Here is a 25,120-nt window from a genome sequence, read left to right on the forward strand (position 1 = left end):
TGGAACGGACAATGCGTATTTTGCATACAGGGGACTGGCATTTGGGAAAAACGCTGGAAGGACGAAGCCGACTGCGTGAACAGGAAGATTTCGTTGATGAACTCGTCAGGGTAGCTGATGAGCAGCAGGCGGATGCCATATTGATGGCCGGAGATGTGTATGATTCGGTGAATCCTCCCGCAGCGGCGGAACAGCTTTTTTATGAAGCGGCAGCGCGTCTGACGGAGCATGGAAGACCCCTCGTGGTGATTGCTGGAAATCATGATCAGCCAGAACGTGTAGCTTCTGTAACTCCACTTGTGAACAGACAGGGCATTACACTCGTAGGGATGCCTACTTCAGAAGCGGTGACTATCCATGCAAAGCGAACCGGAGAAATTGCACAGATTGCCGCATTACCTTATCCTTCTGAAGCCAGATTGAATGAACTGCTGACAACAGATGGGGACGAAAATGTGCTTCGTCAGGCATACAGTCACCGGGTGGGCATGTTAATGCAGCGTCTGGCAGCTTCTTTTCGCCCGGATACCGTGAACTTGGCCATGAGTCATATCTATGTGCTCGGCGGACTTGAGAGTGATTCGGAACGTCCGATTCAGATCGGTGGGGCCTACACGGTGGACCCTTCATCTCTAGCGACTGGTGCGCAATACACGGCGCTTGGGCATCTTCATCGTGCACAGGCTGTCAAAGGAGACGGTGTGATTCGATATAGCGGTTCTCCTCTCGCCTACAGCTTCTCGGAAGCAGGGCAGAGCAAGTCTGTCACGATGGTTGATCTGGCGCCGGGTGGAGCAGCACAGGTAGAAGAAGTTTTGTTAACGTCCGGGCGTCCGCTTGTACGTTGGCAGGCCCGTGGTGGTCTGGCAGAAGTATATCGCTGGCTGGATGAGGGGCGTGATCCACAGGCTTTTATCGACATGGAAGTGTGGCTGGACGAGGCGATGTCCCTGAAGGAGATTCAGCAGCTGCGAAAATCACATGAAGGTATCATCCATATTCGCCCGGTGTATCCCGAGATGGCTGCAGCAGGACTTTTGGAGCAACGATCCGAGCTACCTGTGCATGAACTGTTCCGTAAATTTTATCAGCGTCAGACCGGTGGTGCACAACCGGAAGACAGCCTGGTACAGCTTTTCCTGGAACTTGTGGATGAAGACGAGCCGGGTGCGCGTGAGGAGGTCGAGGAAAGATGAAGCCGATTTTATTAAAAGTTGCCGGACTGCAAAGTTATCGGGAGATGCAGGAGATTGATTTTACCGTGCTGACGGAGACGGGACTATTCGGTATTTTCGGTCCAACGGGTAGTGGTAAATCTTCTTTGCTCGATGCCATCACACTCGCTATGTACGGAAAAGTGGAACGCGCGGTGAACGGGACGCAAGGCATTATGAATCATGCAGAGGATTCGTTGTCGGTTGCTTTTACATTTGAACTGATGTCGGCGGAAGGCACTCGAAGGTTCCGGGTAGAGCGACGTTTCAAACGAAATAATGAAGTTTCGGTGAGTAACACAATCAGCAAATTCATAGAGACGGTTAATGGCGAAGAACAGGTACTTGCCGACAAATTGGCAGATGTGAATCGCTGCGTTGAAGATGTGATCGGTTTGAAGATGGATGATTTTACACGGGCAGTGGTGCTTCCGCAAGGGAAGTTTGCCGAGTTTTTGTCACTCAAAGGCAGTGAACGTCGTCAGATGCTGCAACGATTGTTCCATCTGGAGAAGTATGGGGATCAGCTGGCCATCAAATTAAGTCGGCGGGTTAAGGATAATGATATGGTTCACCAATCTCTTGCTGCGGAGCAACAGGGACTTGGGAATGCCAGCAAGGAGACGCTGGAAGAAACGAAACGTCTTCTTCAAAACGCTGTTCAGCAGTCTGAATTGTCCCGCAAAGCGCTGGATGAAGCTGTGAAGGAAGCTGAACAACTGGGCAAAATTCGTGAGTTAAGTAACGAACGGCAGGCCCGGACGGATGAACAGCAGAAGCTGAAAGCACTGGAACCACAGATAGAGGTAGGCGAACAACGGCTGAAACAATCCGTTGCGGCAGATGCAATACTGCCTGCATTGCAGACGGTTCGAGATGCCATGACTACACAGAAGCAGCGGCAGGATACTGCCGAGACAGCTCATCAGCAAGCACTGGAACATGAGCGTCTGGCTGTTCAGGAAGCGGAGAAGGCTGAGACGGCACGCAAGCAAATGACTGAGGAAGAACCGAAACTTCTGCTGCGCCTGGAGCAACTCGAACAAGCGAAAGAGCTGCAACGTGAACGGGACGGACTTCAAGCCGATTGCTCGCGCCTCGCGCAGTTGCTGGAACAGGGGCAGAGCGAACAAACTACGCTGGGACAGCAGCTTGAGAAAGAAAAGGAACTGCAACAGCGCGGACGCAAACGGCGAGAGGAACTACAGGAGAGCCTCAAGCCAAATGAAGTGAAGTCAGAGGAACGCAGGCAACTTCAAGCTGCGCTAGAACTGAAACATCGTGTGGATACTGCCGCGGAGCAGTTGCAGCAAAATAAGGCTGACATGCAAGCCTATAAGCAATCGGCAGAACAGGGAGCCGACAAGCTGAAGGCGGCGGCTGAGGAAGAAAAACGCCTGAGTGATCAGCGTCAGCATCTGGTAGAACAGGCGTCAGCAGGTCTTGAGGCCTTGCTTGCCTGTGAGCAGGATATTAGCCGCGAACAAAGCCTGCTGGCCCTTGCGGAGGAACGGCTGCGTGGCACGATGCGCGAGCAGGAGCTACACCGGCTGTCCTCCGCCTTGCGCGCCGAACTGCACGACGGCGAGCCATGCCCGGTGTGCGGCTCGCCGCACCACCCGCTCCCGGCTGCGCCGCCGGGAGAAGGTCCGCACGCAGGCGATGCGGACCTGGAACTGCTGCGCAGCCTGCACGCGGAGCTGCAGGAGCTGCGCTTTGGGCTACGCCAGCAGCTGCACGAACGTCGCAGCCTGCTGACGCAGCTTGGCGCTGCGGCCGGCGAAGCTCCTGCCGCAGCCGAGGCCGCGCCTGCGGCAGCGGAGCCCGAGCCCGCCGGGTCGCCCGAACACGGGCGCTCCCCGGCAGGCTGGGCATCGCGTGCCGCTGCGCTGCGCGAAGCCGCGCAGGCGCTGGCTGGCGCAGCAGCGCCGCTCCAGACCGAAGCCGCCGCGTTGCAGCAGGCGGCTGTGGGCGCGCAGCAGCGCCGCATGGAAGCGGCAGCTGCGCAAGAGGCCGGCCGTGCCGGGCTCACCCAGGCGGAGCGTAAGCTTGCCGAGAGCGAGGCCGCAGCGGTTGCCTTGCAGGGCCGCTGGACCGCGGAACTGCCCGGCATCGCTCAGGAGGAGGCCAAGGCCCTCTATCAGGCGATGCAGGAGCGCGATGCGCGCGCCGAAGACATCAAGGAACGTCTGAACAAAAGCGTGACGTTCCTTGAGGAAAAAGACCAAATCATTCAATCTCTCCAGCAGAAGCTGGTGGAATTGGACAAACAACTGATTCAGTGGCAAACGGAGTGGCAGGGCAATAGCAAACAGCTGGCCGAGAAGGAAGAACGCTTGCGCCAGTGGGTTGGGGAGCAACGGGTAGAAGATCTGATTACTGCGGCTCAGGCTCGTCTGGATGGACTGCGGAAAACAGCTTCGGACTCGGTACAACGCTTCAAAGAAGCGGACACGCTGAAGCAGGAATCAGCTAAAAAAGACGTTATGGCTCAACAGGCAGCCGCCTCGGCCACAGAACACCTGCAACAGGCACAGGAACGGTGGAAGCAATTGCTGGAACAATCCCCGTTTGACTCGGATGATGCTGTTTTATCTGCGGCAATTCCTTCCCAGGAAGCAGAACGACTGGCAGGAGAGATCCAGCAGCACCGTGAACGTGAGCGTGAACTGGCATCCCAGTTGCGTGAATTGGAACAAAAGCTGGGTGGTGCTGTCGTATCGGAGGAACAGTGGTTAGCGTGCACCGAACGTTTGCAGCAGGTCCGAATTGAGGATGAGGCTTCCCTTCGTGCCAAAGCACGTGCAGAACGTGATCTGGAGGATGTGGAGCAGCGACATGTTCGCTGGACCGAACTGGAGAACAAGCGGGTGGAGGTAAGCCGTCAAGGCGAACTGCTCAGCAAACTTCAATCCGCGTTCAGAGGCAATGCTTTTGTCGAGTATATTGCGGAGGAACAACTGATGCAGGTTAGTCATGCGGCATCTCAGCGTCTGCGTTTCCTGACCAAACAACGTTATTCACTGGAGGTGGATTCCGGTGGTGGTTTTGTAATCTGTGATGATGCCAACGGGGGAGTCAAACGACCGGTATCAACGTTGTCAGGTGGCGAGACGTTTTTGACTTCGTTGTCACTGGCCTTGGCACTGTCGGCCCAGATTCAGCTGCGAGGTCAGTACCCACTTCAATTCTTCTTCCTGGATGAAGGATTTGGTACACTTGACCCTGAACTGTTGGATACCGTCATTACGTCTCTGGAAAAATTGCATGACGACCGATTGGCTGTTGGTGTAATCAGTCACGTGCCTGAACTGCGTGCACGCTTGCCGCGCAAACTTGTGGTGATTCCGGCTGGTGAGGCCGGAAACGGCTCACGTGTGGTCTTGGAGACTCTGTAGAGGGCAATGTGTAAGCAATATAGATCATAGAAGCGCCTCTAATAGTCCAAGCAAAATGAATATTAGAGGTTGTTCAAAAAGTCCGCTTTTGATTACGAATGGTGCCTATTAAACACGCACGATTACGGAATGTTATTTTTGTGAAAATATTTCTTTTCTTGCTTTTATAACATAACGGAGTGAGTTACATCACAGATACAGGTTCATCCCGCTGTTATACTACAGTTAAGCCGACAAACTTTATTTAAGTACCCCGGCGGACATCTGATCAGGACGTTTCCTGAATAGATGTCCGCGCAGCAGACTTCCAAGGAAGCCGCTCACGGGGTGCTTCTTTTTTTGTGTTTTTTCGTCAGTAGTGTCAATTCGCCCAGTTCTGAATACCATGAAAAGGTGATCAAGAGCTGAATCAGGGAGGCGTTGGCAAGTGGAAAAAGTGGAAGCAAAGAAAATATGTAAGGAACACATGCACCGTTATGTATGTGTACAGATGAATGACGGTATGCACTACGATGGCATTATGGAAAATGTGGATGACGAAATGATCTACCTGGCTGTTCCCGTTGGACCGGAAGCCATGGTGAATCATGCGAACTGGGCTCCAAATGCAATGCCTGGAGCAAACTATCCGATAGGTCATACTCGCGGATTTTATCCAGGTTACGGCTACCCTACACCTTATCCGTATTATGGTTATGGCCGTAGACGTTTTAACCGACTGGTGCTCCCGTTATTTGCGCTTACAGCATTAACCCTTTTACCGTACTATTGAGATTAGAAAAAACAGTCATAACTAAAGTGACACATTTTTATGTACCTATGGGCATCCTATGAAAATCCTCGAAAATAACTAGCTGAGGATGGATGTTTCATTCATGGTACCGTACAGCATGAATTAGAGAGGTCTTATCACATACAGAGTCTCAGCCTGATGTATCGCAACAGTCTTTGCAATACAACTGGCAACATACCGAATATCTAAAAAGGTCATGCCTGTGCAGAAGCGAACTTCTGTAAGGCATGACCTTTTTTTGAATCTAATTAGTGTAAGGTCGATGATGAACGGATGGCACATAACGTGTATTTAAACCTACTGAAAGCAGACCTGGCCTGAACGTCCGCAGCAGCAATCGGTGTACTGCATCCTGAATATGCGAGAACGTCCTATGTGCAAGTTTACGATCAAGACACCGAAAAGCTTTAATTCTCTATCCCGATAAAAAGCTTCGCTTCTGGTGGAATCCATGCTGTTCTCTTGTCCACGGTTGGAGGAGTAGAGCATGATATGAGCGCTGACGAATCTGAGGGATCTTATTCAAGGCTTTGAAGCGCCCGCAAAATTTTAAGGAGTCTGAGACACGTCATTACCGCATAAAGAGCCGCTTTCAGCATTTTATTGAGGTAATTTCGGGAAATAACGTGCCTGATGTTCCTTATAATTTCAAATGTGGGCCTGAACATCAAATAAGACGTCCTGTGTTCCTTGGAAAATCGTCCACTGCACCTTCTCCAAGATCAGCCAGCACGGACTTCAAAATGCCCTTAATTTAATGCAGATTTCAAATCCTCAAGTAAATCTTCAACATCCTCGATCCCAACGGAGATCCGAATCAAACCATCCGTGATCCCCAATTCTTGCCGACGTTCATAGGGAATGGAAGCATGTGTCATTCGGGCAGGGACAGAAATTAAACTTTCCACCGCGCCCAGACTTTCAGCCAATGTGAAATAACGGATTTTGCTTAACACGTCATTTACTTTTTCAGCACTGCCTACATCAAAGGAAACCATACCGCCATATCCTCTCGCTTGCATGGAAGCAAGCTTGTGCTGCGGATGGTCGGGCAGTCCGGGATAATAAACTTTACTCACTGTTGGATGCTGATTCAGAAATGTCACAAGCTGCTCTGTATTGCGCTCTTGCGCTTCCATCCGCAATCCCAATGTTTTAAGACCTCGCATTAACAGCCAGGAATCCATAGGTCCCAGAACTGCGCCAATTGCATTTTGAATAAAATGCAGATCTTCACCAAGTTGCTCGCTGTTGACAACCGCAAGTCCTGCCACGACATCACTATGCCCACCGATATATTTTGTTGCAGAATGCAGTACAATATCTGCCCCAAGAACCAGCGGAGTTTGCCAATAAGGTGTACTAAACGTGTTATCCACGATGAACAGCAACTCATGTTGTTTTGACCATTTCGCTACAGCAGCAATATCGGTGACCTTGAGTAACGGATTGGTAGGTGTTTCTACATAAATGGCCTTTGTATTGGATTGCAAAGCCTTTTCCAGTGCTTGTGGTGAGGTAGTATCTACAAAGGTAGACTCGATCCCCAGACGACTCAGCACCTTGGTGAAAATACGGTAAGTCCCGCCGTATACATCATCCGTCAGAATGACGTGATCTCCAGTTTTCAGCAGAGACAGTACAGCGTGAATCGCAGCCATGCCCGAACTAAAAGCAAAACCTCGAACGCCATCCTCCAGCTCTTTAATGACTTCTTCCAACGCATGACGGGTAGGGTTGCCTGTTCGTGAATACTCGTATCCTTTGTGTACGCCAACCGATTCTTGCTCATACGTGCTTACTTGATAGATCGGTACACTCACTGCTCCAGTGTTTGGATCACCAACAATACCTGCATGAATCAGCTTGGTTTTTGGTCTCATTTCATTGTCCTCCATTATAGATATTTTGGCTTAAATACCGTTCGCTGCTATCCGGGAAAATAACGACGATGTTACTTCCGGGAGCTGCGTGAACAGCTTCGTTTAATGCGGCTTGCATAGCTGCACCTGAGGAACTTCCTACCAGTAAGCCTTCCAACAAGGCCAGATCCTTTACCCGCTCAAAGGCATCTTCATCTGAGATCGTATGAATGGCATCAAAGTAACTCACATCCATAAAAGAAGATAACGTTTCGACCCCTATTCCTTCTGTACGATGTGGTCCCGATGGACCTCCTGCGAGTATCGAACCTTCGGGTTCTACGATACATGTTTTAATTAACGGTTTTTGCTCCTTCAAATAGCGAGATACTCCCATGAAAGTTCCGCCAGACCCGGCTCCGGCGATATATACATCCACCTGCCCGTTCAGATCACGCCAAATCTCAGGGCCCAGATGTTCATAATGTGCGAGTGGGTTATCCGCATTGGAGAACTGACCTGGAATATACGAACCCGGTATTTCTTTCGCCAGCGATTCCGCCTTGCGTATGGCACCAGTGATTCCTTCGGATGTGGGTGTGTTGACGACCGTAGCACCGAGGGCTTTCATCAACTGCTGCTTCTCAAAGCTGAACTTCTGAGGTACCGTGAAAATGACCTTTAAATTCAGGCCTACAGCCGCCATTGCAAGACCAATTCCTGTGTTGCCAGCGGTAGCTTCAATCACTGTTCCACCTGGCTTAACATCTCCTCTTGCCAAGGCCTTCTCCAATAAAAACTTGCCGATCCGGTCTTTCACACTTCCTCCGGGATTCATGAATTCCAGTTTGGCGAACAGGCGGATTCCTTCCGGTAATGGATAACGAGTTAATTCAAGCAGAGGTGTATTACCTATAAGTTCCTGCACATGTTGATAAACGGTCAAATTAACCAATCTCCTTTTGTGTGTCATTAACCATACATATTTGTTTAATTGGGAAAAGTGCGTGATAAAACCATATTTCGATAAAAGAGCTTGGTATACAATCCAATGTTGTATAGTGTTCGGCTCGATGATAGATGGAGAGTTGACCTAGAATACCTGGTTGTGTGTCTAAAGATTGGACGTGGGTTTTTACTTTTAGTATGATAGAGGGGAATACATACACTGGAATACAAAGGAGGGTATGAACTATGGATTGCTTATTTTGCAAAATTGTAGAGGGCAGCATTCCCTCCAATAAAGTACTGGAGAATGACCATGTTATCGTTTTTCATGACATCCAGCCCGCTGCACCGACACATGTTCTTGTCATTCCGAAGAAACATATTGCTTCCATGAATGAAGTTACTGCAGAAGATCTGCCATTGATCGGCGAGATTCATCTGGCTGCTCAAGAAGCGGCGAAGCGTCTTGGCGTGGAGGAAACAGGATATCGATTAATCAACAATTGTGGTAAGGATGGAGAACAAACCGTTCATCATCTGCATTACCACTTGTTGGGTGGTACCAGACTTGGCGTGTTAACAAGTCTGTCCGATTCTCACAAATAAACGAGCTGATGGGTACTACTATTGAGGATTTAGTCATATGCATTAAATCCATGAATGTGTGACCAAATGCTTATATAATGAATCCATTTCATAATACCTTTGAGTTATAAAATGGATTCAAATAAGTGATCATTACATTGAGGTTGACACCTTTATTATCTTTCGCCTATAATGTAAGATGATGAACCGTGTTATTGCTCTTGGACGGTCTGGTCGGAGGGAGGGAAAACTGGTGTCTGAAACTAAAGTTCGCAAAAACGAGACTATTGATGCTGCACTTCGTCGTTTTAAACGCTCCATCGCTAAAGATGGCGTATTGGCTGAGGTGAAGAAACGTAAGCATTATGAGAAGCCAAGCGTAAAGCGCAAGAAAAAGTCCGAGGCTGCTCGTAAGAGAAAGTTTTAGGAGGATTTTAATTACATGAATCTTAGCGAACGATTGAACGAAGATATGAAGCAAGCGATGAAGAGTAAGGACAAGTTCAGACTCTCCAACATTCGGTTGATTCGTTCGACGATCAAGAATCTTGAAATAGATTTGAAAAGAGATTTGGATGACAACGAAGTGCTTGATATCCTGAGTCGTGAAATCAAACAGCGCAAAGATGCCCTCCAAGAATTTGACAAAGCGGGCCGTGAAGATCTCGCGGCAAATGCAAAAGCGGAAATTGAAGTACTCATCCAGTACCTTCCCACACAGCTTACCGAAGAAGAAATTAAAGTTATTGTACAGCAGACCATCCAGGAAACCGGTGCTTCTTCGAAAGCCGAGATGGGGAAAGTCATGGCGGCCCTTATGCCGAAAGTTAAAGGCAAAGCGGACGGCAAACTGGTAAATCAAGCAGTTCAACAATTTCTGCAATAAAGCAAATCAATAAACACCTTCTGACTTGTCAGGAGGTGTTTTTTCCATTTATCAGAAGGCATCATGTCCTTGGGATGACGAAATTTCTTTTTAATGGTTAATATATATTATTATGGATTTTTATTCTTGCAATTGATTGAGTTTTCAAATATAATTTTAAGATTTTGAAACGAAATGTTGCATTGCACGTAATAAATACCATAAGCTGGACAGTATAACATTAATGGAAAAGGGGGGACTATTGTGAAGGGAAAGCGCCGGAAGAAGCTTACGGGGCCATTGATGCTCTTAATGCTGCTGACGCTGTTGCTTCCTGTCTGGATTGGATCACCGTCAGCGCATGCAGCTGAGAAGAGTGGTGCCGTATATATTATTCCGGTTGATAAACCAATCGAGCAGGGACTTGGCAAGTTCATGGAACGCGGGTTCAAGCAAGCAGAAGAGATGAATGCTGGCCTGATCGTTCTTGATATCAATACGCCGGGAGGCCGTGTCGACACTGCAGAAGCATTGGGTACCCTAATTAAGGACAGTCCGATTGAGACTGTTGCATTTGTTCGTGGAGATGCTGCTTCAGCAGGGAGTTTTCTGGCTCTGAATGCAGATAAGATCGTAATGTCACCAGGCAGTATGATTGGTGCGGCAGCAATGGTCGACAGTACGGGTAAACATGTTGATGATCCAAAGCTTGTTGCATTCTGGAAAAGCAAAATGCAGGGAGCGGCTGAAATCAGTGGTCGTGATGGCAAGATTGCAGCTGGAATGACGGATGTTAACATCGTTGTTGAAATGCCAGAGATCAATAAAACCAAGCAAAAAGGTGAAATTATTGCTCTCTCGGCTGAAGAAGCGCTGAAAGTTGGTTATGCCGACCACATCAGCAACACACCGGAAGAAGCGGCAGCTTGGCTCGGTTACAGTCAGGATGACGTATTTAAGGTAGAACGAACAACAGCGGAGAATATCTCCTCTTTTCTTACCAATCCGGTTGTGATGACTGTGTTATTGTTCCTCGGAATCGCGGGTGTGATCATTGAATTGATTGTTCCTGGTTTTGGAGTTCCTGGTATTGTAGGTATCGTGTGTTTCGTGTTGTATTTCTCGGGTAATTACATTGCTGGATTTGCCGGAGCAGAGACATGGGTGCTATTTACCGTTGGACTCATCATGATGATTCTGGAGATGTTTATTCCGAGCTTTGGTATTCTGGGGATTTTGGGATCAATTGCGCTTGTGGCCGGTGTTGTAAGGGCTGCTTATGATACGAGTGATGCATTTGTATCTCTAGGTATCGCTTTTGGAGCAGCACTGGTAGTCATTGCGATCATCTCAATTATCTTTAAGGATCGAGGGATATGGAATCGCTTCATACTGAGTGATAGCATGTCTGCGGATCGGGGTTATTCATCAGCCACAGAACGTAAAGAGCTGGTTGGTCTGCAAGGAATCAGTCTGACACCACTTCGTCCTTCTGGAACAGCGATGTTTGAAGGGGAACGAATTGACGTTGTGACCGACGGAGATTTTATTCCCATCGATACTCCGATTATTGTGATTAAAGCGGAAGGTACCCGGATTGTGGTTCAGCAAGCTTTGCCGGTGTAACTCGCTCTGTTGTCGAAGCGGATTAACGCTTCGGCAATGTACATAACCACGTAGCTGAAGCTGCCAGCAAGGTGGTGCATTCTTTCATTTAGCAGCGGACTCAAGAGTGTATTCTCAAATATTTTTATCAAATTCAAATTGCAAATGGAGGAAATTAAATGGACACATCTATGATTACGATTTTGCTCATTGCGGTAGTAGGTATTATCGTATTGAGCGTATTCTTCAGCTTTTTCCCGGTTATGCTCTGGGTTTCAGCGATTGCATCCGGCGTACGCGTAAGTATTATTACACTGGTAGCGATGAGACTGAGACGTGTAACGCCTAGCCGTATCGTTAATCCAATGATTAAAGCAACTAAAGCTGGTCTTAAACTTTCAATGAACCAACTGGAAAGTCACTTCTTGGCCGGTGGTAACGTTGACCGTGTTGTAAACGCTCTGATTGCTGCACAACGTGCCAACATTCCACTCGAATTTGAACGTGCTGCTGCGATTGACCTCGCAGGTCGTGACGTATTACAAGCCGTACAGATGAGTGTTAACCCACGAGTTATCGAAACACCGATTGTCTCTGCGGTTGCCAAAGATGGTATTGAAGTTAAAGTTAGAGCACGGGTTACGGTTCGTGCCAATATTGACCGTCTCGTCGGTGGTGCTGGTGAAGAAACGATCATCGCCCGTGTTGGTGAAGGTATCGTAAGTACAAACGGCTCCTCCAATTCTCACAAAGACGTCTTGGAAAATCCGGATCTGATCTCCCGAACCGTATTGTCCAAAGGTTTGGATGCAGGTACTGCTTTTGAAATCCTGTCCATTGATATTGCTGACGTTGATGTAGGTAAGAACATTGGTGCCTTCTTGCAAACAGAGCAAGCAGAAGCTGACAAACGTATCGCTCAGGCAAAAGCCGAAGAGCGTCGCGCAATGGCCGTAGCCCAAGAGCAAGAGATGAAAGCACGCGTAGTGGAAATGAGAGCACGCGTTGTTGAATCCGAATCCCAAGTACCTTTGGCAATGGCTGAGGCACTTCGTAACGGTAAAATCGGTGTGATGGATTATATGAACCTGAAGAACATTGAAGCGGATACTCAAATGCGTAATACATTGGGAAAACCTGGTGAAGGTTCGAATTCCAACGATCAGGGTGATTCCAAAAACGGAAGATAGGCGGTGAGTGCATATGGGCCTATTTGAATGGATTTTTGATAATCTGTATATTGTGGCCGTCATCGGTTTTGCACTCTTCTCCTTCTTGGGGAAAGCTGCCAAATCGGCTGATCCGAACAAAAAGCGTCCTGCCAACGGGATGCCTACATTTGGAGGCAGTGGTGATTCAGGCCGGGATGAACGTTCAAGAGACAATTCATCTCCGCAGCAGTCTTCCGGACCTACAGACCCTCGCTATGATGAACAGTATGACGATCGGTATGATGACGTGCAATATGAGAATCAGTATGATGAGCCGTATTCGGAGCCTGCTGCATCTTCTCGCCCCGCAACTGACTACAGAAGTGAGGGCACGATGAGTGCGATGGCAAATTCACTTGAGGAACAGATGAGAGGCATGGAAGAACAGCAGCGCTTGATTGAAGAACGCTTGAATCGCATCTCTTCTGCGAATCGGCCAGTTGTGTCTGATTCCAGTTGGGATGAGACCAGCACCGATGAATCGGGAGCGTCTCCACTTCGTCCTGCTGATATTCGTACAGGTGTCCTGTGGGCAGAAGTACTGGGTTCCCCTCGTTCCAGGCAACCGTTTGGTACAAGAGGAAAACTGTAAACAAGTCAATTTATTGGACGGAAATAAAGCCGTCTCTGGTGAGCATAAAGCCGCCGGAGACGGCTTTTTCTGTGTTCTATCCTTTTTTCTCAACATTCGTCCCTAACACGCCCCGGAATTTTCATAATTTCATGAATCTGCGCATAAGTTGAACTGTAGAGGAAGGGGGAAGACCTTCGAATGACCCGGATCAGCCGCAAGCTGCGCAGATGGACCAGTGAAGTGTTGGATCTGCCGCAGGATGTGCTTTATGATATGCCACGGTTAACCCTGATCGGCAGTAAGCAACTGTATATAGAGAATCATCGCGGTGTCATCCATTTCACGCCGGATCGTATCGTGTTGGCTCTTTCCCAAGGCCAGTTAGAGATCAAAGGAACTGCCTTGGTGATACGTAACATTTTGCCGGATGAAGTAGCTGTTGAAGGAACGATTCTGGATATTCATATGAATGGAGTGGAGGGGAAGGGATGAAGCAGCCCAGTCTGTACAAACTGCGGGGAGCAGTCCGAATCACGGTCACTGGGGGAGACATTGAAACATTGATCAACACGGTGGCAGAGCAGGGACTGGAAGTGTGGAACCTGCGTGCTCACGATGGACGCGTGGCAGAGATGAACATTCTGCTGCCGCATTTTTTCAGGTTGCGTCCTGTGTTGAAACGGACAGGCTGCAGGGTGAAAGTAACCCATCGCAGCGGTTTCCCTTTTTTTGCGGCCCGATTATTGCGGAGGAAGTTCTTTCTTGGGGGTATGCTGTTTTTTGTGGCAGCTTTGTTTGCGTTGTCGTCCATGGTATGGAGTGTGGAGGTCAAGGGTAACGTCACCATTCCCACCGACGAGGTGCTTGCAGCAGCGAAGAAAGAGGGCATATATCCTTTGCAATGGGGGTTCCGTTTGCAAAGCCAAGACAAGCTCTCCAGGCAGCTTGCACTCGCTCTGCCGGATGTAACCTGGATTGGCGTGAGCAAAGAAGGGACAACCATTACCATTCAGGTCGTAGAATCGGCGCAACCAAAGCGCGAACCATTGCTGAATCCCAGGCATCTGATCAGTAAGTCAGATGCTGTGGTCACTCAAATCTATGCGGAGCAGGGACGCCCTGTTGTTCAGAAGGACATGCGTGTCAAAAAGGGTCAGGTATTGATCTCGGGGATTCTCGGGGATGAGGAGAACACCAAAACCATCGTTGCCAAAGGCGAAGTTCGTGGTCTGGTATGGCGTGAGTATCAGGTAGAGGTTCCGCTGGTGCAAAAACATAATACAATGACAGGTGAGAGCAAAGAACGTTTTTACATGGTGCTGGGGAATTGGGCGATTCAACTGTGGGGGTACGGAAGTACACCGTTCAGTTCATTTGATACCGAGAGTAATCATAAACCATTAACGTGGCGATCCTTTACACTTCCCATGGGTTGGCTGACAGAGAAAGATCTGGAGACCCGAGAGCATGAGCAACAACAGACGATAGAATGGGCCAGAACGAAAGGATTGGAAGGAGCAAGGAACGATATTACCGCCAAAAACGGCAAAGGAACAAAAATTATAAGTGAAAAAATTTTGCATGAGAAGAAAGAGAATGGTAAAGTTTATATGAAAGTCTTATTTGAAGTAGAAGAAAGCATTGCGGAAGAACTTCCGCTAGTCCATAGTCAAGGAGAATGAGGATATTTGTCAGAGCAAACACGCAGCATACAAATCTCGCTCCAGAGTGCGGGAGAGGGCCAATCTCTTTTTGGACCCCAAGATACTTTTCTTAAACTGATTGAATCCGAGATTCCCGCCCAGATTGCATCCCGTGAAGCGGAGATTGTGATTTTTGGCAACGCACAGCAGGTGGAATCGCTTGAACAATTATTTGATGTGTTACTGCAATTGATACGCAATGGATATGTGTTAACCGAGAGAGATGTGAAGTATGCGATTGAACTTGCCAAGGATATGCGGGCAGACCAGCTATTGGATCTGTTCAAGGGCGAGATTACAACGACATACCGAGGTAAACCAATCCGTGTTAAAACCATTGGACAGAAGCACTATGTAACTACAATTAAAAAACGTGATATTGTATTTGGCATTGGTCCTGCCGGTACGGGTAAAACCTACCTTGCTGTTGTACTGGCTGTTGCCGCAATTAAAGAAGGCAGCGTCAAACGGATTGTACTCACACGGCCTGCTGTTGAAGCGGGAGAGAGTCTTGGATTTTTGCCAGGTGATCTTCAGGAGAAGGTAGACCCTTATCTGAGACCGCTGTACGATGCCCTATATGACGTTATGGGACAGGAACAGACCGCTAAGGCACTGGAGCGAGGGTTAATCGAAATCGCGCCACTCGCCTACATGCGGGGGCGTACGCTGGATGACTCCTTCATCATTCTGGATGAAGCACAGAACACAACGCCGGAACAGATGAAGATGTTTCTAACCCGTCTTGGTTTTGGCTCCAAAATGGTCATCACCGGAGACGTGACACAGATTGATTTACCGCGTGGTAAGAAATCCGGGCTTGTGGAAGCGAATACGATCTTGAATGAAGTTAACGAGATTGGATTTGTCTATTTTGCCGAGCAAGATGTTGTACGGCATTCCCTTGTCCAGAAAATTATCGTGGCTTACAACCACGCCGCAGAAAATCAAGCATAGAAAGGGATTGTCTAAAGTGACCTCGAAGGAACCGTCAAAAGGCAAATCTTTTCAGAATAAGGCTACAGGATGGAAGTATAGCGTGTGGGCACGCTATCTTCTGTTTTTGTTTCTGGTGATTCTTTTCTACGTCAGTCTGGCTTCCAAACTGCTCCCTGAGCGCTATGATATTCAGGAAGGGACACGGAGTGAAGTGGACATTGCTGCGCCCATGCAGATTCCGAATAACAAGGCCACACTCAAAGCACAGGAAGAAGCTGCTGAACGGGTACAGCCGATATTTCAGATTGTCCAGTTGCGAAACGAAAATTTGATGACTACCCTGCTTGATCGTGTAGATCGATTAAATCAGGATGATCAGATTTCAAGTCAGGATAAGATTGATATTTATCGGGATGAAATTCCACAGCGCCAGAAGGATTTTGTGACCAACTATATCAATAATAATCGGAAAGCCGGTACATACTCCGAGACTCTTTTGGAAGAAATCAGAAATGTGGTACAGGAGCAAAGCTACCGTATTCCCGAAGAAACTTACATCAAAATCTCGCGTCTGACATCGGATGATATCCAGGAGATGAAACCGGTTGCGAGGGATATTGTTGCCCGGTTAATGACGGATCAGATCAGCGATGCAACCACTGCCCGTGCCAAAGTAGCTGAGATGGTGAGTGTCAGCTCTCTTGGTAAGCGAACGCAACGTGAGGTCGTGCAAGAGCTTGCTCGCCTTGTGGTGACCGCGAACCGCTTCTACGATGAAGAGGGAACTAAGGAAGCCAAAGTACAGGCGCGTGAGAACACGCAAACCGTCTTTATCAAGCAAGGGGACACATTAGTTGCCAAGGGTGAGATGATCACCCCGGAGATGTATACTTTGCTGGATGAGAATGATTTGCTGAAAAATGAAGTGAACTACTGGCCGCAGCTTGGACTTCTTATGTTTTCCTGCCTGTTGTCAGCAGCCATTCTGATGTATATTCAGCAAGGCAGCGGAACACATTTTAAATATAATAATGCCCAGCTGTTGATGCTTGTTCTCATTTTTATTATTACGATTGTGGTTATGCATGTGACGGCGATTATCCAGACCAATGAGAGGTCTTATGTTGGCTTCCTTGCACCTGTTGCGGTAGGAGCGATGTTAATTGCCTTGTTACTGGATACCTCGCTTGCCTTTGTATGTTCGATATTGATCGGTATGTTGTCCAGCATCATTTTGAATACCCATCAGGGTCAGCTTTTTGACTTCGAATTAGGTTTCTTCGCTGTATTGGTTTCGTTTGTTGCGATCTTCGCAACTCATAAGGCTAGCCAGCGATCAACGATCCTGAAAGGGGCCATTATGGTCTGTCTGTTCGGGTCGATAGCCGTCTTCACCTTGGCTTTGATTGACTCGGGCGATTGGAATCGAACCACGACACTGTACGGTGTTGGATTTGCATTTGCGGGTGGCGTATTAACTGCCATACTGGTCATTGGGCTGATGCCATTTTTTGAAACTTCATTTGGCATCTTGTCAGCGCTCAAACTGGTGGAACTGTCTAATCCGAACCATCCGCTTCTTCGTAAGTTGCTGACGGAGACACCGGGTACCTATCATCACAGCGTTATGGTAGGGAATCTGTCCGAAGCAGCAGCAGAAGCCATAGGAGCTAACGGATTGCTATGCCGAGTCGGTTCGTATTATCATGATATTGGCAAGACGAAGCGCCCGATCTATTTTATTGAAAATCAGAACAATATGGAGAATCCACATGATTCAATTGATCCGAAACTGAGCAAATCCATTATCGTTGCCCATGCGCGCGATGGGGTGGAAATGCAGAAGGATTATAAGCTGCCCAGACCTATTCGGGATATTGCGGAACAGCATCACGGCACGACATTTCTCCACTATTTCTATCACAAAGCACTGCGCCAGGCGGAAGAAGCAGGTGTTGAGCCTGATTTCACGGAAGAAGATTTCCGTTACCCTGGGCCGAAGGCTCAGTCCAAGGAATCGGCTATTGTTGGCATTGCTGATAGTGTAGAGGCTGCTGTGAGATCTTTGCGCAAACCGACAGTGGAGCAAGTGGAGTCCATGATTGAGAAGATTATTAAAGGACGATTGGATGATCATCAATTCAATGATTGTGACCTTACGATGCGTGAACTGGATATCGTCGCCAGAACATTGAAGGAAACGGTGATGGGTATCTTCCACTCCAGGATAGAATATCCGGAGGAGATCAAGAAACCAAAGCCGACTTCACCCGAAGCAGGCTAATTCAATAATAGTTCGTGTTCAAAAAGGTTGGTTTTCAGTACCGAGAAGATGGGATGAAGCTAGAAATGTTTTTTTTGAACAACCTCTAATATGAGCAGACAGGAGTTATGAAAGAATGAGTCTTAACCTGGCATGGAATAATGAACAACAGGATAAAGAAATTACAGACCCGATGATTGCAATGCTGGAACAATTGCTGAATCTCGCAGGAGAAGCGGAAGGTGTGGCAGACGGGGAAGTGGCTCTGACTTTTGTGAATGATGAGCAGATTCATGAGTTGAACCGTGATTATCGCGGCATTGACCGTCCTACGGATGTACTGTCTTTTGCGATGAACGAAACGGTGGATGAAGAACTAGATATTATCTATGAGCTGGACGAAGATGAAGAAATGGAAGAAATGCCGGATGTTCTTGGAGACATCATCATTTCCGTACCACGGACCATCCTGCAAAGTGAAGAGTATGGACACTCATTTGAACGTGAACTTGGTTTTCTGTTTGTCCATGGTTTCTTGCACCTGCTCGGATACGACCATCAGGATGAAGCGAGTGAGGCTGAAATGATGGGCAAACAAGAAGCGGTATTGGCCCAGGCCGGGTTGACACGATAATGAAAAGACGCTCCTGGGGTCTGGTATTCCGCAATGCTGCGGAAGGAATCGCATATGGGTTGCGGACTCAGCGTAATGTGAGAGTTCACACGGGAGTGGCTATTTTGATGTGTGTAGCCGGCTTTTTTTTCAGAATCTCAAGAACGGATTGGATGTTTGTGCTGACCGCTGTCTTTTTGGTCCTGGTGACTGAATTGATGAACACGGCTGTAGAGGCAGCGGTTGACTTGGCACACCCCCATATCCATCCGCTGGCAAAAGCGGCAAAGGATACCGCGGCCGGGGCAGTTCTGCTGGCTGCGGTATTCGCCGTCATCATCGGTTGTATCGTTTTCATTAAGCCGGTGATGAGCTGGCTGGGTTTGTACTGATTTTGTATTAACTTTGATTCGTTTTGTGATTTTAATACTACACAAATTTGTGAAGTTAGACCGTTTTTAAGTTGAACTTGTTGACATTACACGATAACGAAGAGGACAGAAATAAACCTGTAGAAGCGAAGCGTTCGCCTTTATCCCCGGATTTTCACGTTGAAAAAGTGAATCAAAAAATCTGGGGGTAACAGCGATCGAAGGGTTATTCTGGACTCGGAGTGGCTAGTGTAAAATTGGCTTTGGTTGAACTTAATTCGTAGGTACTAACTTTATATTGCACCCTAAGGGAGAGATTATTAATGGATAACGGTTTGTTAATGCAAGAAGCAATTAAGGCACGTACGAAGGCGTATACGCCTTACTCCCATTTTGGTGTTGGCGCGGCTTTGCTTGACAGTGAAGGTCATGTGCATCATGGTTGTAATATTGAGAATGCTGCGTATACACCAGGTAACTGTGCTGAGCGTACAGCGATGTTTAGTGCCATTGCAGGTGGGCAGAAGCCTCGCAGCTTCACAGCGATTGCCATTGTGGGAGACACGGATGGTCCGATTGCTCCATGTGGCGTATGTCGTCAGGTCATGTACGAACTGTGTGAACCCGATATGAAAGTCATCTTGGGGAATTTGAAAGGTGATCTGCAAGAGACCACCGTTGCTGAACTGTTACCTTGGGCTTTTGGGCCTTCTGATCTGAATTCTGCCAAAAAATAAACCAATACATTCCAGGCCTAGGCGCCTGAGGAGGAACATATGAAAAAACAAAAATTCAAATCCGGTTTTGTAGCCATTATCGGACGTCCAAACGTTGGTAAATCCACTTTGATGAACCAAGTCATCGGACAGAAAATTGCAATTATGTCGGACAAGCCGCAAACAACCCGTAATAAAATTCACGGTGTATATACATCGGACAATCAACAGATCGTTTTTCTGGATACACCAGGGATTCATAAACGTCAGTCCAAATTAGGCGATTATATGAACCAGACCGCTTTGAACACACTGAGTGAAGTAGAAGCAGCCTTATTCTTGATTGATGCTTCCGAAGGAATGGGCGGTGGTGACCGCTATATTGCGGAACAGCTGAAAAATATCCGTACGCCTGTCATTCTCGTTATGAACAAAATTGACAAAATTGAGCCGGAAGCGCTGTTACCACTTATTGAAGAGTATCGCAAATTACACGATTTCGCTGAAATTGTGCCTGTGTCTGCCAAGCATGGCAATAATGTCAGCACATTACTGGAACAGCTCGGCAAGTATCTGCCTGAAGGTCCACAGTACTATCCTGACGACCAGGTTACTGACCATCCGGAGCAGTTTGTATGTGCCGAGTTGATTCGTGAGAAAATTCTGCAAATGACTCGTGAAGAAGTGCCTCACTCCATTGCTGTAACGATCGAAGATATGAAAGTGCAAGATAACGGTGTCGTTTATATCTCAGCTGTCATATTTGTGGAACGGGATTCGCAAAAAGGGATCATTATCGGCAAGCAAGGTGCCCTTCTGAAAGAAGTGGGTAAACGAGCTCGACATGACATTCAAAACTTGCTTGGCTCCAAAATTTTCATGGATCTGTGGGTCAAAGTGAAAAAGGACTGGAGAAATCAGGATCGAGTTCTGCGTGATCTTGGCTTCGGGCGCGACTGATCATCCGAGTTGTATCCAGTAATTGCAACACATAGTTTACCTTGCAAGACTCCATCCTATTTGGTAGATGCAGACGTCATTTCCGAAGAGAGGATGAAATTCCGATGCGAGATTTTTCGTGGAAGGTTTTTGCGATGACGGGGGACGTGGAGTCCTATTTGTTATATACCGAGGCGTGTAACTCGTTAGGACAGGAGTCGGATAATGCAAGGGAAGTGATTGAAGATGAAGAAGCCGAAGGATAACTGGCTGATTCGGGAATGGTTAGGTGACGAGGCATGCTATACAGGGTGGAAGGCATTGTCATCCGCAGCATGGACTACGGCGAAGGGAACAAAATCATTACACTTTGCACCGAAAGCGGCGGGAAAGTAGGGGTACTCGTCCGCGGTGCCAAAAAGCCCAAGAGCCGACATGCTGCACTGGTGCAGCCGTTTACGTTTGGTCAATATGTTTATTTTCGCAATACGGGTCTAGGTACACTGAATGCTGGAGAAATCGTTGAATCCTATCATGAGTTGCGTGAAGATCTGGTCAAGGCCTCTTATGCCTCTTATGCGTGTGAACTATTGGATCGGGTGCTTCAGGATGAGGAAACAGGTACATTTTGGTTCAAACAGTTAAAGGCGTGTTTGCAGGCGTTGAAGGAAGAGAAAGATCCGGTTGTTATTATAAGTCTGTACGAAATGAAAATATTACAGGCATCCGGATATGGTCCACAGTTCGATGAGTGCATCTCCTGCAACCAGGAGCGACCAGATGAGCAGTTGTTTATAAGTCCCAGACTTGGTGGCGTCTTGTGTCGAGCATGCAAACATTTCGATCCTCCAGCGATGTCAGTTAGTCCAAAGGCTCTGAAGTTGTTGCGTTTGTTCGCACAGTTGGATCTGCAGCGCTTGGGGAATATATCAGTGAGTGAATCTACCCGTGATGAGATCAAAAAGTTGATGCGTGCCTTTATGGATCATCAGCTTGGTCTGAATCTTAAATCCCGTTCTTTCCTCGATCAGATGGAGAAGTACGGGATTTGAGGCGTTTTGGTGGAAGTGAAACTATATCTTGACTTCATACTAGATTTTATATATTATGAAATATAATTTCTCTTTATGAGACATGCATTGAACGAGAAAGTAAAAGACTGGATTTATTACATTTATGGAGACAAGTCGTTGTATAACACTTGGGAATCATGAATGAGCGAGTCGGGGATGGTGGGAGCCTGGCTGAATCGGTTTTTGAAACGGCACTCGGGAGCATGAATGGACACGGAAAAGTGGGCTGGAACGAACAGGATCATCTTGTTTGATCTAAGCCAAGTAGGGTGGAACCGCGGGAATAGCTCTCGTCCCTACGTCTGTACAACAGGCGTAGGACGGGGGCTATTTATTGTTGTCTTCACCGTCCTAAGCTTGCTAACAAACCATTGAAAAGGAGCATGATTATGAATTTTCAGCAGATGATTCTAACGCTGCAACAATTCTGGGCCGAGCATAACTGTATTATTGTCCAGCCATACGATACGGAAAAAGGGGCAGGTACGATGAACCCGATGACCTTTTTACGCTCGCTTGGACCCGAACCTTGGAAAGTGGCCTATGTGGAGCCTTCCCGTCGTCCTTCGGACGGACGTTATGGTGAGAACCCTAACCGGCTGTACCAGCATCATCAGTTCCAGGTCATCATCAAGCCTTCTCCGGACAATATTCAGGAAATTTACCTGGAAAGTCTGAAACGTCTTGGCATTGATCCGCTCAAACATGATATTCGGTTTGTTGAAGATAACTGGGAGAATCCTTCCCTTGGTTGTGCAGGTCTTGGTTGGGAAGTATGGTTGGACGGAATGGAAATTACACAATTTACGTATTTCCAACAGGTCGGTGGGATCGAGACAAATCCGGTAGCTGTTGAAATTACGTATGGTATGGAGCGTTTGGCTTCTTACATTCAAGATAAAGAGAATGTGTTTGATCTGGAATGGGTGGAAGGTATCACTTATGGTGATGTATTCCGTCAGCCAGAATTCGAACACTCTAAATATACGTTTGAAGTATCTGATGTCAAAATGCTGTTTACACTCTTCAACATGCATGAAGAAGAAGCAAACAAGGCCATGGCGCAGCATCTGGTATTCCCGGCATATGACTATGTGCTGAAATGTTCCCACACGTTCAACCTGTTGGATGCACGTGGAGCCATCAGTGTAACGGAACGTACGGGTTACATCACACGTGTTCGTAATCTGGCTCGCCAAGTCGCTGCAACATATATGGAAGAGCGTGAGAAGCTAGGCTTCCCGCTGATCAAGAAAGGGGGAGCCGAGCATGTCTAAGGATCTATTGTTCGAAATCGGGTTGGAAGAAGTACCTGCACGCTTTATGCGCACAGCAATCGCACAGCTGCAAGAGCGTGTCGTGAAATGGCTTGACGCATCCCGCATTGCTTATGGTGAAGTGAATGCATATGCTACACCGCGCCGTCTGGCTGTTTTGATTCACAATGTGGCTGAAAAGCAGGAAGATATCGAGGAAGAAGTGAAAGGTCCTTCACGCAAAATTGCCCTGGACGACAGTGGCAATTGGAGCAAGGCTGCACTCGGATTCGCCCGCAGTCAAGGTGTTGAACCGGACCAGTTCACGTTCAAGGAACTGAACGGTGTCGAATATATCTATGCAACGAAGAGCAGCAAAGGTGTGGAGACGGCTTCTGTAGTTGGCGAAGGATTACTTTCTGTATTACATGCCATGACGTTCCCAAAATTCATGCGTTGGGCTTCCTATGATTTCAAATTTGTACGTCCAATCCGCTGGATTGTGGCTATGCTCGGCAGTGAGGTTATCGATCTGGAAGTGACAGGTGTTAAGTCGGGTAATGTAACTCGCGGACATCGTTTCCTCGGTAAGGAGGCTGTGATCTCCACTCCGTCTTCATACGTGGAAGTGTTGCGTTCCGAACATGTCATTGCTGATATCCAGGAACGTGAACAGATGATTGTATCCCAGATTCAGGCACTGGCTGCGGAGAAAAAATGGGATATCGCGATTAAGGAAGACTTGCTGGAGGAAGTTCTGTTCCTGGTGGAAACACCTACCGTATTGTTCGGGACATTTGACTCCTCATTCTTGAATATTCCACAAGAAGTATTGATTACTTCCATGCGTGAGCATCAGCGTTATTTCCCTGTACTGGACAATGAAGGACAATTGTTGCCATTCTTCGTGACGGTACGTAACGGTGGAAGTGATTCACTGGACGTTATTGCCAAAGGGAATGAAAAAGTTCTGCGTGCACGTCTGTCTGATGCCAAGTTCTTCTATGAGGAAGATCAGAAGCTACAGATTAAGGATGCATTGTCGAAGCTGGAAAGTATCGTCTTCCAGGAAGAATTGGGAACGGTTGGAGATAAAGTGCGTCGTATTCGCAAGATTGCCGATGGACTTGCTACCAAACTGCAAGTATCCGGTGATGTTGCTGAATCCGTTAGCCGCTCAGCAGATATCTGCAAATTCGATCTGGTGACACTGATGGTGGGAGAATTCCCGGAACTGCAAGGTGTGATGGGTGAGGATTACGCTCGTAAAGCTGGCGAAAAAGAAGAAGTGGCCAAAGCGGTATTTGAACACTATCAGCCACGTTTCGCTGGAGATCAATCCCCTGCTTCTCTTGTTGGTGCCATTGTGAGTGCTGCGGACAAAATGGATACAATCGTGGGTTGTTTCTCCATCAACATTATTCCAACGGGTTCTCAAGATCCGTATGCGCTGCGCCGTCAGGCTGCAGGTATTGTACAGATTTTGCTGGATCACAAGCTTCCGCTGACATTGTCAGACGTGTTCGGAGTAGCACTTCAAGTGCATGCCCAGATGAACCTGTTGAAACGTGCAGATGAAGAGGTTCGTAAAGATCTGCAAGACTTCTTTGGTCTTCGTGTGAAAAAATTGTTGTCCGAAACAGTTCGCTACGACGTAGTGGATGCCGTAATTTCTTCCGGATTCGATGATATCAGCGCTGTTGTACCAAAAGGTGAAGCGTTGATGGCGGCTGTTATGACAGGAGACGCATTCAAAACAACGGTTGAATCGTTCAACCGTGTGGGTAATCTGGCGGCCAAAGCATCCAATGCTTCCGTACATCCAGAACTGTTCACAGAAGATGGAGAACGTCAGTTACATGAGGCATGGAGCAAAACGAATGCAGAATATCGTCAGGCGTTGACTCAGCATCATGCTGCTGAAGCACTGGCTATTGCATCTGCCTGGAAGGATGGTATTACCTCATTCTTCGATTCGGTCATGGTTATGGCTGAAGATGAAGCTGTTCGGGCGAACCGACTTGCCTTACTCGCGGCTATTGATCGTGACTTGAAAGGATTTGCTGATTTTTCCAAGTTGGTTTGGTAATTGGGCGAATTTCATGAGTCCTTTTCCACAGACTTGGCGCAAAGCTAAAATTCAGTATTAAAGAAGGATATATGAGGGTATAAATATACGGAACGGGTTGTGA

Annotated in this window: 23 protein-coding genes; 21 read left to right on the forward strand and 2 right to left on the reverse strand. The window is 47.6% G+C overall.

Annotation, left to right across the window (positions count from 1 at the left end):
- Positions 1 to 11: 11 nt before the first annotated feature.
- The 3 genes from MKY28_RS04695 to MKY28_RS04705 all read left to right on the forward strand — a co-directional run bounded on the left by MKY28_RS04695 (position 12) and on the right by MKY28_RS04705 (position 5,384).
- Complete coding sequence (locus MKY28_RS04695; protein ID WP_036672068.1) at positions 12 to 1,196, forward strand: exonuclease SbcCD subunit D; 1,185 nt, start codon at positions 12 to 14, stop codon at positions 1,194 to 1,196.
- On the forward strand, positions 1,193 to 4,612 hold the full coding sequence (locus MKY28_RS04700; RefSeq protein ID WP_340935165.1) for an SMC family ATPase: 3,420 nt from the start codon (positions 1,193 to 1,195) through the stop codon (positions 4,610 to 4,612). The genes MKY28_RS04695 and MKY28_RS04700 overlap by 4 nt, the downstream gene beginning before the upstream one ends.
- A 427-nt stretch (positions 4,613 to 5,039) precedes the next feature.
- The gene (locus MKY28_RS04705) at positions 5,040 to 5,384 is read left to right on the forward strand and encodes a hypothetical protein (RefSeq protein ID WP_036674796.1); all 345 of its coding nucleotides are present in this window, start codon (positions 5,040 to 5,042) and stop codon (positions 5,382 to 5,384) included.
- 770 nt (positions 5,385 to 6,154) lie between these two features.
- Here the strand turns inward: MKY28_RS04705 and MKY28_RS04710 are convergent.
- Entirely contained in the window at positions 6,155 to 7,288 is a 1,134-nt protein-coding gene (locus tag MKY28_RS04710; RefSeq protein WP_340935168.1) for a bifunctional cystathionine gamma-lyase/homocysteine desulfhydrase, read from the reverse strand.
- 1 nt (position 7,289) lies between these two features.
- On the reverse strand, positions 7,290 to 8,213 hold the full coding sequence (locus MKY28_RS04715; protein WP_036674798.1) for a PLP-dependent cysteine synthase family protein: 924 nt from the start codon (positions 8,211 to 8,213) through the stop codon (positions 7,290 to 7,292).
- Between the two features lie 248 nt (positions 8,214 to 8,461).
- Between MKY28_RS04715 and MKY28_RS04720 the strand changes: the two genes are divergently transcribed.
- The 18 genes from MKY28_RS04720 (at position 8,462) to glyS (ending at position 25,017) form a co-directional block, all read left to right on the forward strand.
- The gene (locus tag MKY28_RS04720) at positions 8,462 to 8,821 is read left to right on the forward strand and encodes a histidine triad nucleotide-binding protein (RefSeq protein WP_024628477.1); all 360 of its coding nucleotides are present in this window, start codon (positions 8,462 to 8,464) and stop codon (positions 8,819 to 8,821) included.
- A 232-nt stretch (positions 8,822 to 9,053) separates the two neighbouring features.
- Positions 9,054 to 9,227, forward strand: coding sequence for a 30S ribosomal protein S21 (rpsU, locus tag MKY28_RS04725; protein ID WP_005547957.1), 174 nt, complete (start codon positions 9,054 to 9,056; stop codon positions 9,225 to 9,227).
- A gap of 15 nt (positions 9,228 to 9,242) precedes the next feature.
- Positions 9,243 to 9,686: a GatB/YqeY domain-containing protein gene (locus tag MKY28_RS04730; RefSeq protein WP_017687237.1), complete on the forward strand. Its 444-nt coding sequence runs from the start codon at positions 9,243 to 9,245 to the stop codon at positions 9,684 to 9,686.
- 282 nt (positions 9,687 to 9,968) lie between these two features.
- On the forward strand, positions 9,969 to 11,291 hold the full coding sequence (locus tag MKY28_RS04735) for an NfeD family protein (protein WP_051450046.1): 1,323 nt from the start codon (positions 9,969 to 9,971) through the stop codon (positions 11,289 to 11,291).
- Between the two features lie 158 nt (positions 11,292 to 11,449).
- A complete protein-coding gene (gene floA / locus MKY28_RS04740) occupies positions 11,450 to 12,460 on the forward strand; it encodes a flotillin-like protein FloA (RefSeq protein ID WP_036615045.1) in 1,011 nt (336 codons plus the stop codon).
- 13 nt (positions 12,461 to 12,473) lie between these two features.
- Positions 12,474 to 13,073 (forward strand): hypothetical protein, encoded by a 600-nt coding sequence (locus tag MKY28_RS04745; RefSeq protein ID WP_036674800.1) that lies wholly within the window; start codon positions 12,474 to 12,476, stop codon positions 13,071 to 13,073.
- 180 nt (positions 13,074 to 13,253) lie between these two features.
- The gene (gene yqfC, locus MKY28_RS04750; RefSeq protein ID WP_036674801.1) at positions 13,254 to 13,547 is read left to right on the forward strand and encodes a sporulation protein YqfC; all 294 of its coding nucleotides are present in this window, start codon (positions 13,254 to 13,256) and stop codon (positions 13,545 to 13,547) included.
- The gene (gene yqfD / locus MKY28_RS04755; RefSeq protein WP_036674802.1) at positions 13,544 to 14,737 is read left to right on the forward strand and encodes a sporulation protein YqfD; all 1,194 of its coding nucleotides are present in this window, start codon (positions 13,544 to 13,546) and stop codon (positions 14,735 to 14,737) included. The genes yqfC and yqfD overlap by 4 nt, the downstream gene beginning before the upstream one ends.
- 6 nt (positions 14,738 to 14,743) lie before the next feature.
- The gene (locus MKY28_RS04760; RefSeq protein WP_017687243.1) at positions 14,744 to 15,715 is read left to right on the forward strand and encodes a PhoH family protein; all 972 of its coding nucleotides are present in this window, start codon (positions 14,744 to 14,746) and stop codon (positions 15,713 to 15,715) included.
- 16 nt (positions 15,716 to 15,731) lie between these two features.
- Complete coding sequence (locus tag MKY28_RS04765; protein WP_036674803.1) at positions 15,732 to 17,981, forward strand: HD family phosphohydrolase; 2,250 nt, start codon at positions 15,732 to 15,734, stop codon at positions 17,979 to 17,981.
- A 115-nt stretch (positions 17,982 to 18,096) separates the two neighbouring features.
- Positions 18,097 to 18,594, forward strand: coding sequence for an rRNA maturation RNase YbeY (gene ybeY / locus MKY28_RS04770; RefSeq protein WP_036615036.1), 498 nt, complete (start codon positions 18,097 to 18,099; stop codon positions 18,592 to 18,594).
- On the forward strand, positions 18,594 to 18,965 hold the full coding sequence (locus tag MKY28_RS04775) for a diacylglycerol kinase family protein (RefSeq protein ID WP_017687246.1): 372 nt from the start codon (positions 18,594 to 18,596) through the stop codon (positions 18,963 to 18,965). Before ybeY ends, MKY28_RS04775 begins: the two co-directional genes overlap by 1 nt.
- Positions 18,966 to 19,267: 302 nt before the next feature.
- Entirely contained in the window at positions 19,268 to 19,681 is a 414-nt protein-coding gene (locus MKY28_RS04780; RefSeq protein ID WP_036615035.1) for a cytidine deaminase, read from the forward strand.
- 39 nt (positions 19,682 to 19,720) lie between these two features.
- Positions 19,721 to 20,620 (forward strand): GTPase Era, encoded by a 900-nt coding sequence (gene era / locus MKY28_RS04785; RefSeq protein ID WP_017687248.1) that lies wholly within the window; start codon positions 19,721 to 19,723, stop codon positions 20,618 to 20,620.
- A 104-nt stretch (positions 20,621 to 20,724) separates the two neighbouring features.
- Positions 20,725 to 20,865 (forward strand): YqzL family protein, encoded by a 141-nt coding sequence (locus tag MKY28_RS04790; RefSeq protein ID WP_074095877.1) that lies wholly within the window; start codon positions 20,725 to 20,727, stop codon positions 20,863 to 20,865.
- Between the two features lie 33 nt (positions 20,866 to 20,898).
- Positions 20,899 to 21,651, forward strand: coding sequence for a DNA repair protein RecO (gene recO / locus MKY28_RS04795; RefSeq protein ID WP_036615032.1), 753 nt, complete (start codon positions 20,899 to 20,901; stop codon positions 21,649 to 21,651).
- A gap of 410 nt (positions 21,652 to 22,061) precedes the next feature.
- Positions 22,062 to 22,949, forward strand: coding sequence for a glycine--tRNA ligase subunit alpha (gene glyQ / locus MKY28_RS04800; RefSeq protein ID WP_017687252.1), 888 nt, complete (start codon positions 22,062 to 22,064; stop codon positions 22,947 to 22,949).
- Entirely contained in the window at positions 22,942 to 25,017 is a 2,076-nt protein-coding gene (gene glyS, locus MKY28_RS04805; protein ID WP_340935172.1) for a glycine--tRNA ligase subunit beta, read from the forward strand. The genes glyQ and glyS overlap by 8 nt, the downstream gene beginning before the upstream one ends.
- Positions 25,018 to 25,120 lie beyond the last annotated feature (103 nt).

The sequence above is a fragment of the Paenibacillus sp. FSL R5-0473 genome (assembly GCF_038004565.1).
In the GTDB taxonomy this organism is placed as follows: Bacteria; Bacillota; Bacilli; order Paenibacillales; family Paenibacillaceae; genus Paenibacillus; species Paenibacillus amylolyticus.

Bases quoted from the DNA above. Each gene is read 5' to 3' on its own strand.
- ybeY (WP_036615036.1), top strand. From the start codon at position 18,097: ATGAGTCTTAACCTGGCATGGAATAATGAACAACAGGATAAAGAAATT.
- MKY28_RS04695 (WP_036672068.1), top strand. From the start codon at position 12: ATGCGTATTTTGCATACAGGGGACTGGCATTTGGGAAAAACGCTGGAA.
- recO (WP_036615032.1), top strand. From the start codon at position 20,899: ATGCTATACAGGGTGGAAGGCATTGTCATCCGCAGCATGGACTACGGC.
- MKY28_RS04775 (WP_017687246.1), top strand. From the start codon at position 18,594: ATGAAAAGACGCTCCTGGGGTCTGGTATTCCGCAATGCTGCGGAAGGA.
- MKY28_RS04720 (WP_024628477.1), top strand. From the start codon at position 8,462: ATGGATTGCTTATTTTGCAAAATTGTAGAGGGCAGCATTCCCTCCAAT.
- glyQ (WP_017687252.1), top strand. From the start codon at position 22,062: ATGAATTTTCAGCAGATGATTCTAACGCTGCAACAATTCTGGGCCGAG.
- MKY28_RS04790 (WP_074095877.1), top strand. From the start codon at position 20,725: ATGCGAGATTTTTCGTGGAAGGTTTTTGCGATGACGGGGGACGTGGAG.
- yqfC (WP_036674801.1), top strand. From the start codon at position 13,254: ATGACCCGGATCAGCCGCAAGCTGCGCAGATGGACCAGTGAAGTGTTG.
- MKY28_RS04735 (WP_051450046.1), top strand. From the start codon at position 9,969: ATGCTCTTAATGCTGCTGACGCTGTTGCTTCCTGTCTGGATTGGATCA.
- MKY28_RS04730 (WP_017687237.1), top strand. From the start codon at position 9,243: ATGAATCTTAGCGAACGATTGAACGAAGATATGAAGCAAGCGATGAAG.
- MKY28_RS04780 (WP_036615035.1), top strand. From the start codon at position 19,268: ATGGATAACGGTTTGTTAATGCAAGAAGCAATTAAGGCACGTACGAAG.
- MKY28_RS04710 (WP_340935168.1), bottom strand. From the start codon at position 7,288: ATGAGACCAAAAACCAAGCTGATTCATGCAGGTATTGTTGGTGATCCA.
- MKY28_RS04745 (WP_036674800.1), top strand. From the start codon at position 12,474: ATGGGCCTATTTGAATGGATTTTTGATAATCTGTATATTGTGGCCGTC.
- MKY28_RS04700 (WP_340935165.1), top strand. From the start codon at position 1,193: ATGAAGCCGATTTTATTAAAAGTTGCCGGACTGCAAAGTTATCGGGAG.
- yqfD (WP_036674802.1), top strand. From the start codon at position 13,544: ATGAAGCAGCCCAGTCTGTACAAACTGCGGGGAGCAGTCCGAATCACG.
- floA (WP_036615045.1), top strand. From the start codon at position 11,450: ATGGACACATCTATGATTACGATTTTGCTCATTGCGGTAGTAGGTATT.
- glyS (WP_340935172.1), top strand. From the start codon at position 22,942: ATGTCTAAGGATCTATTGTTCGAAATCGGGTTGGAAGAAGTACCTGCA.
- era (WP_017687248.1), top strand. From the start codon at position 19,721: ATGAAAAAACAAAAATTCAAATCCGGTTTTGTAGCCATTATCGGACGT.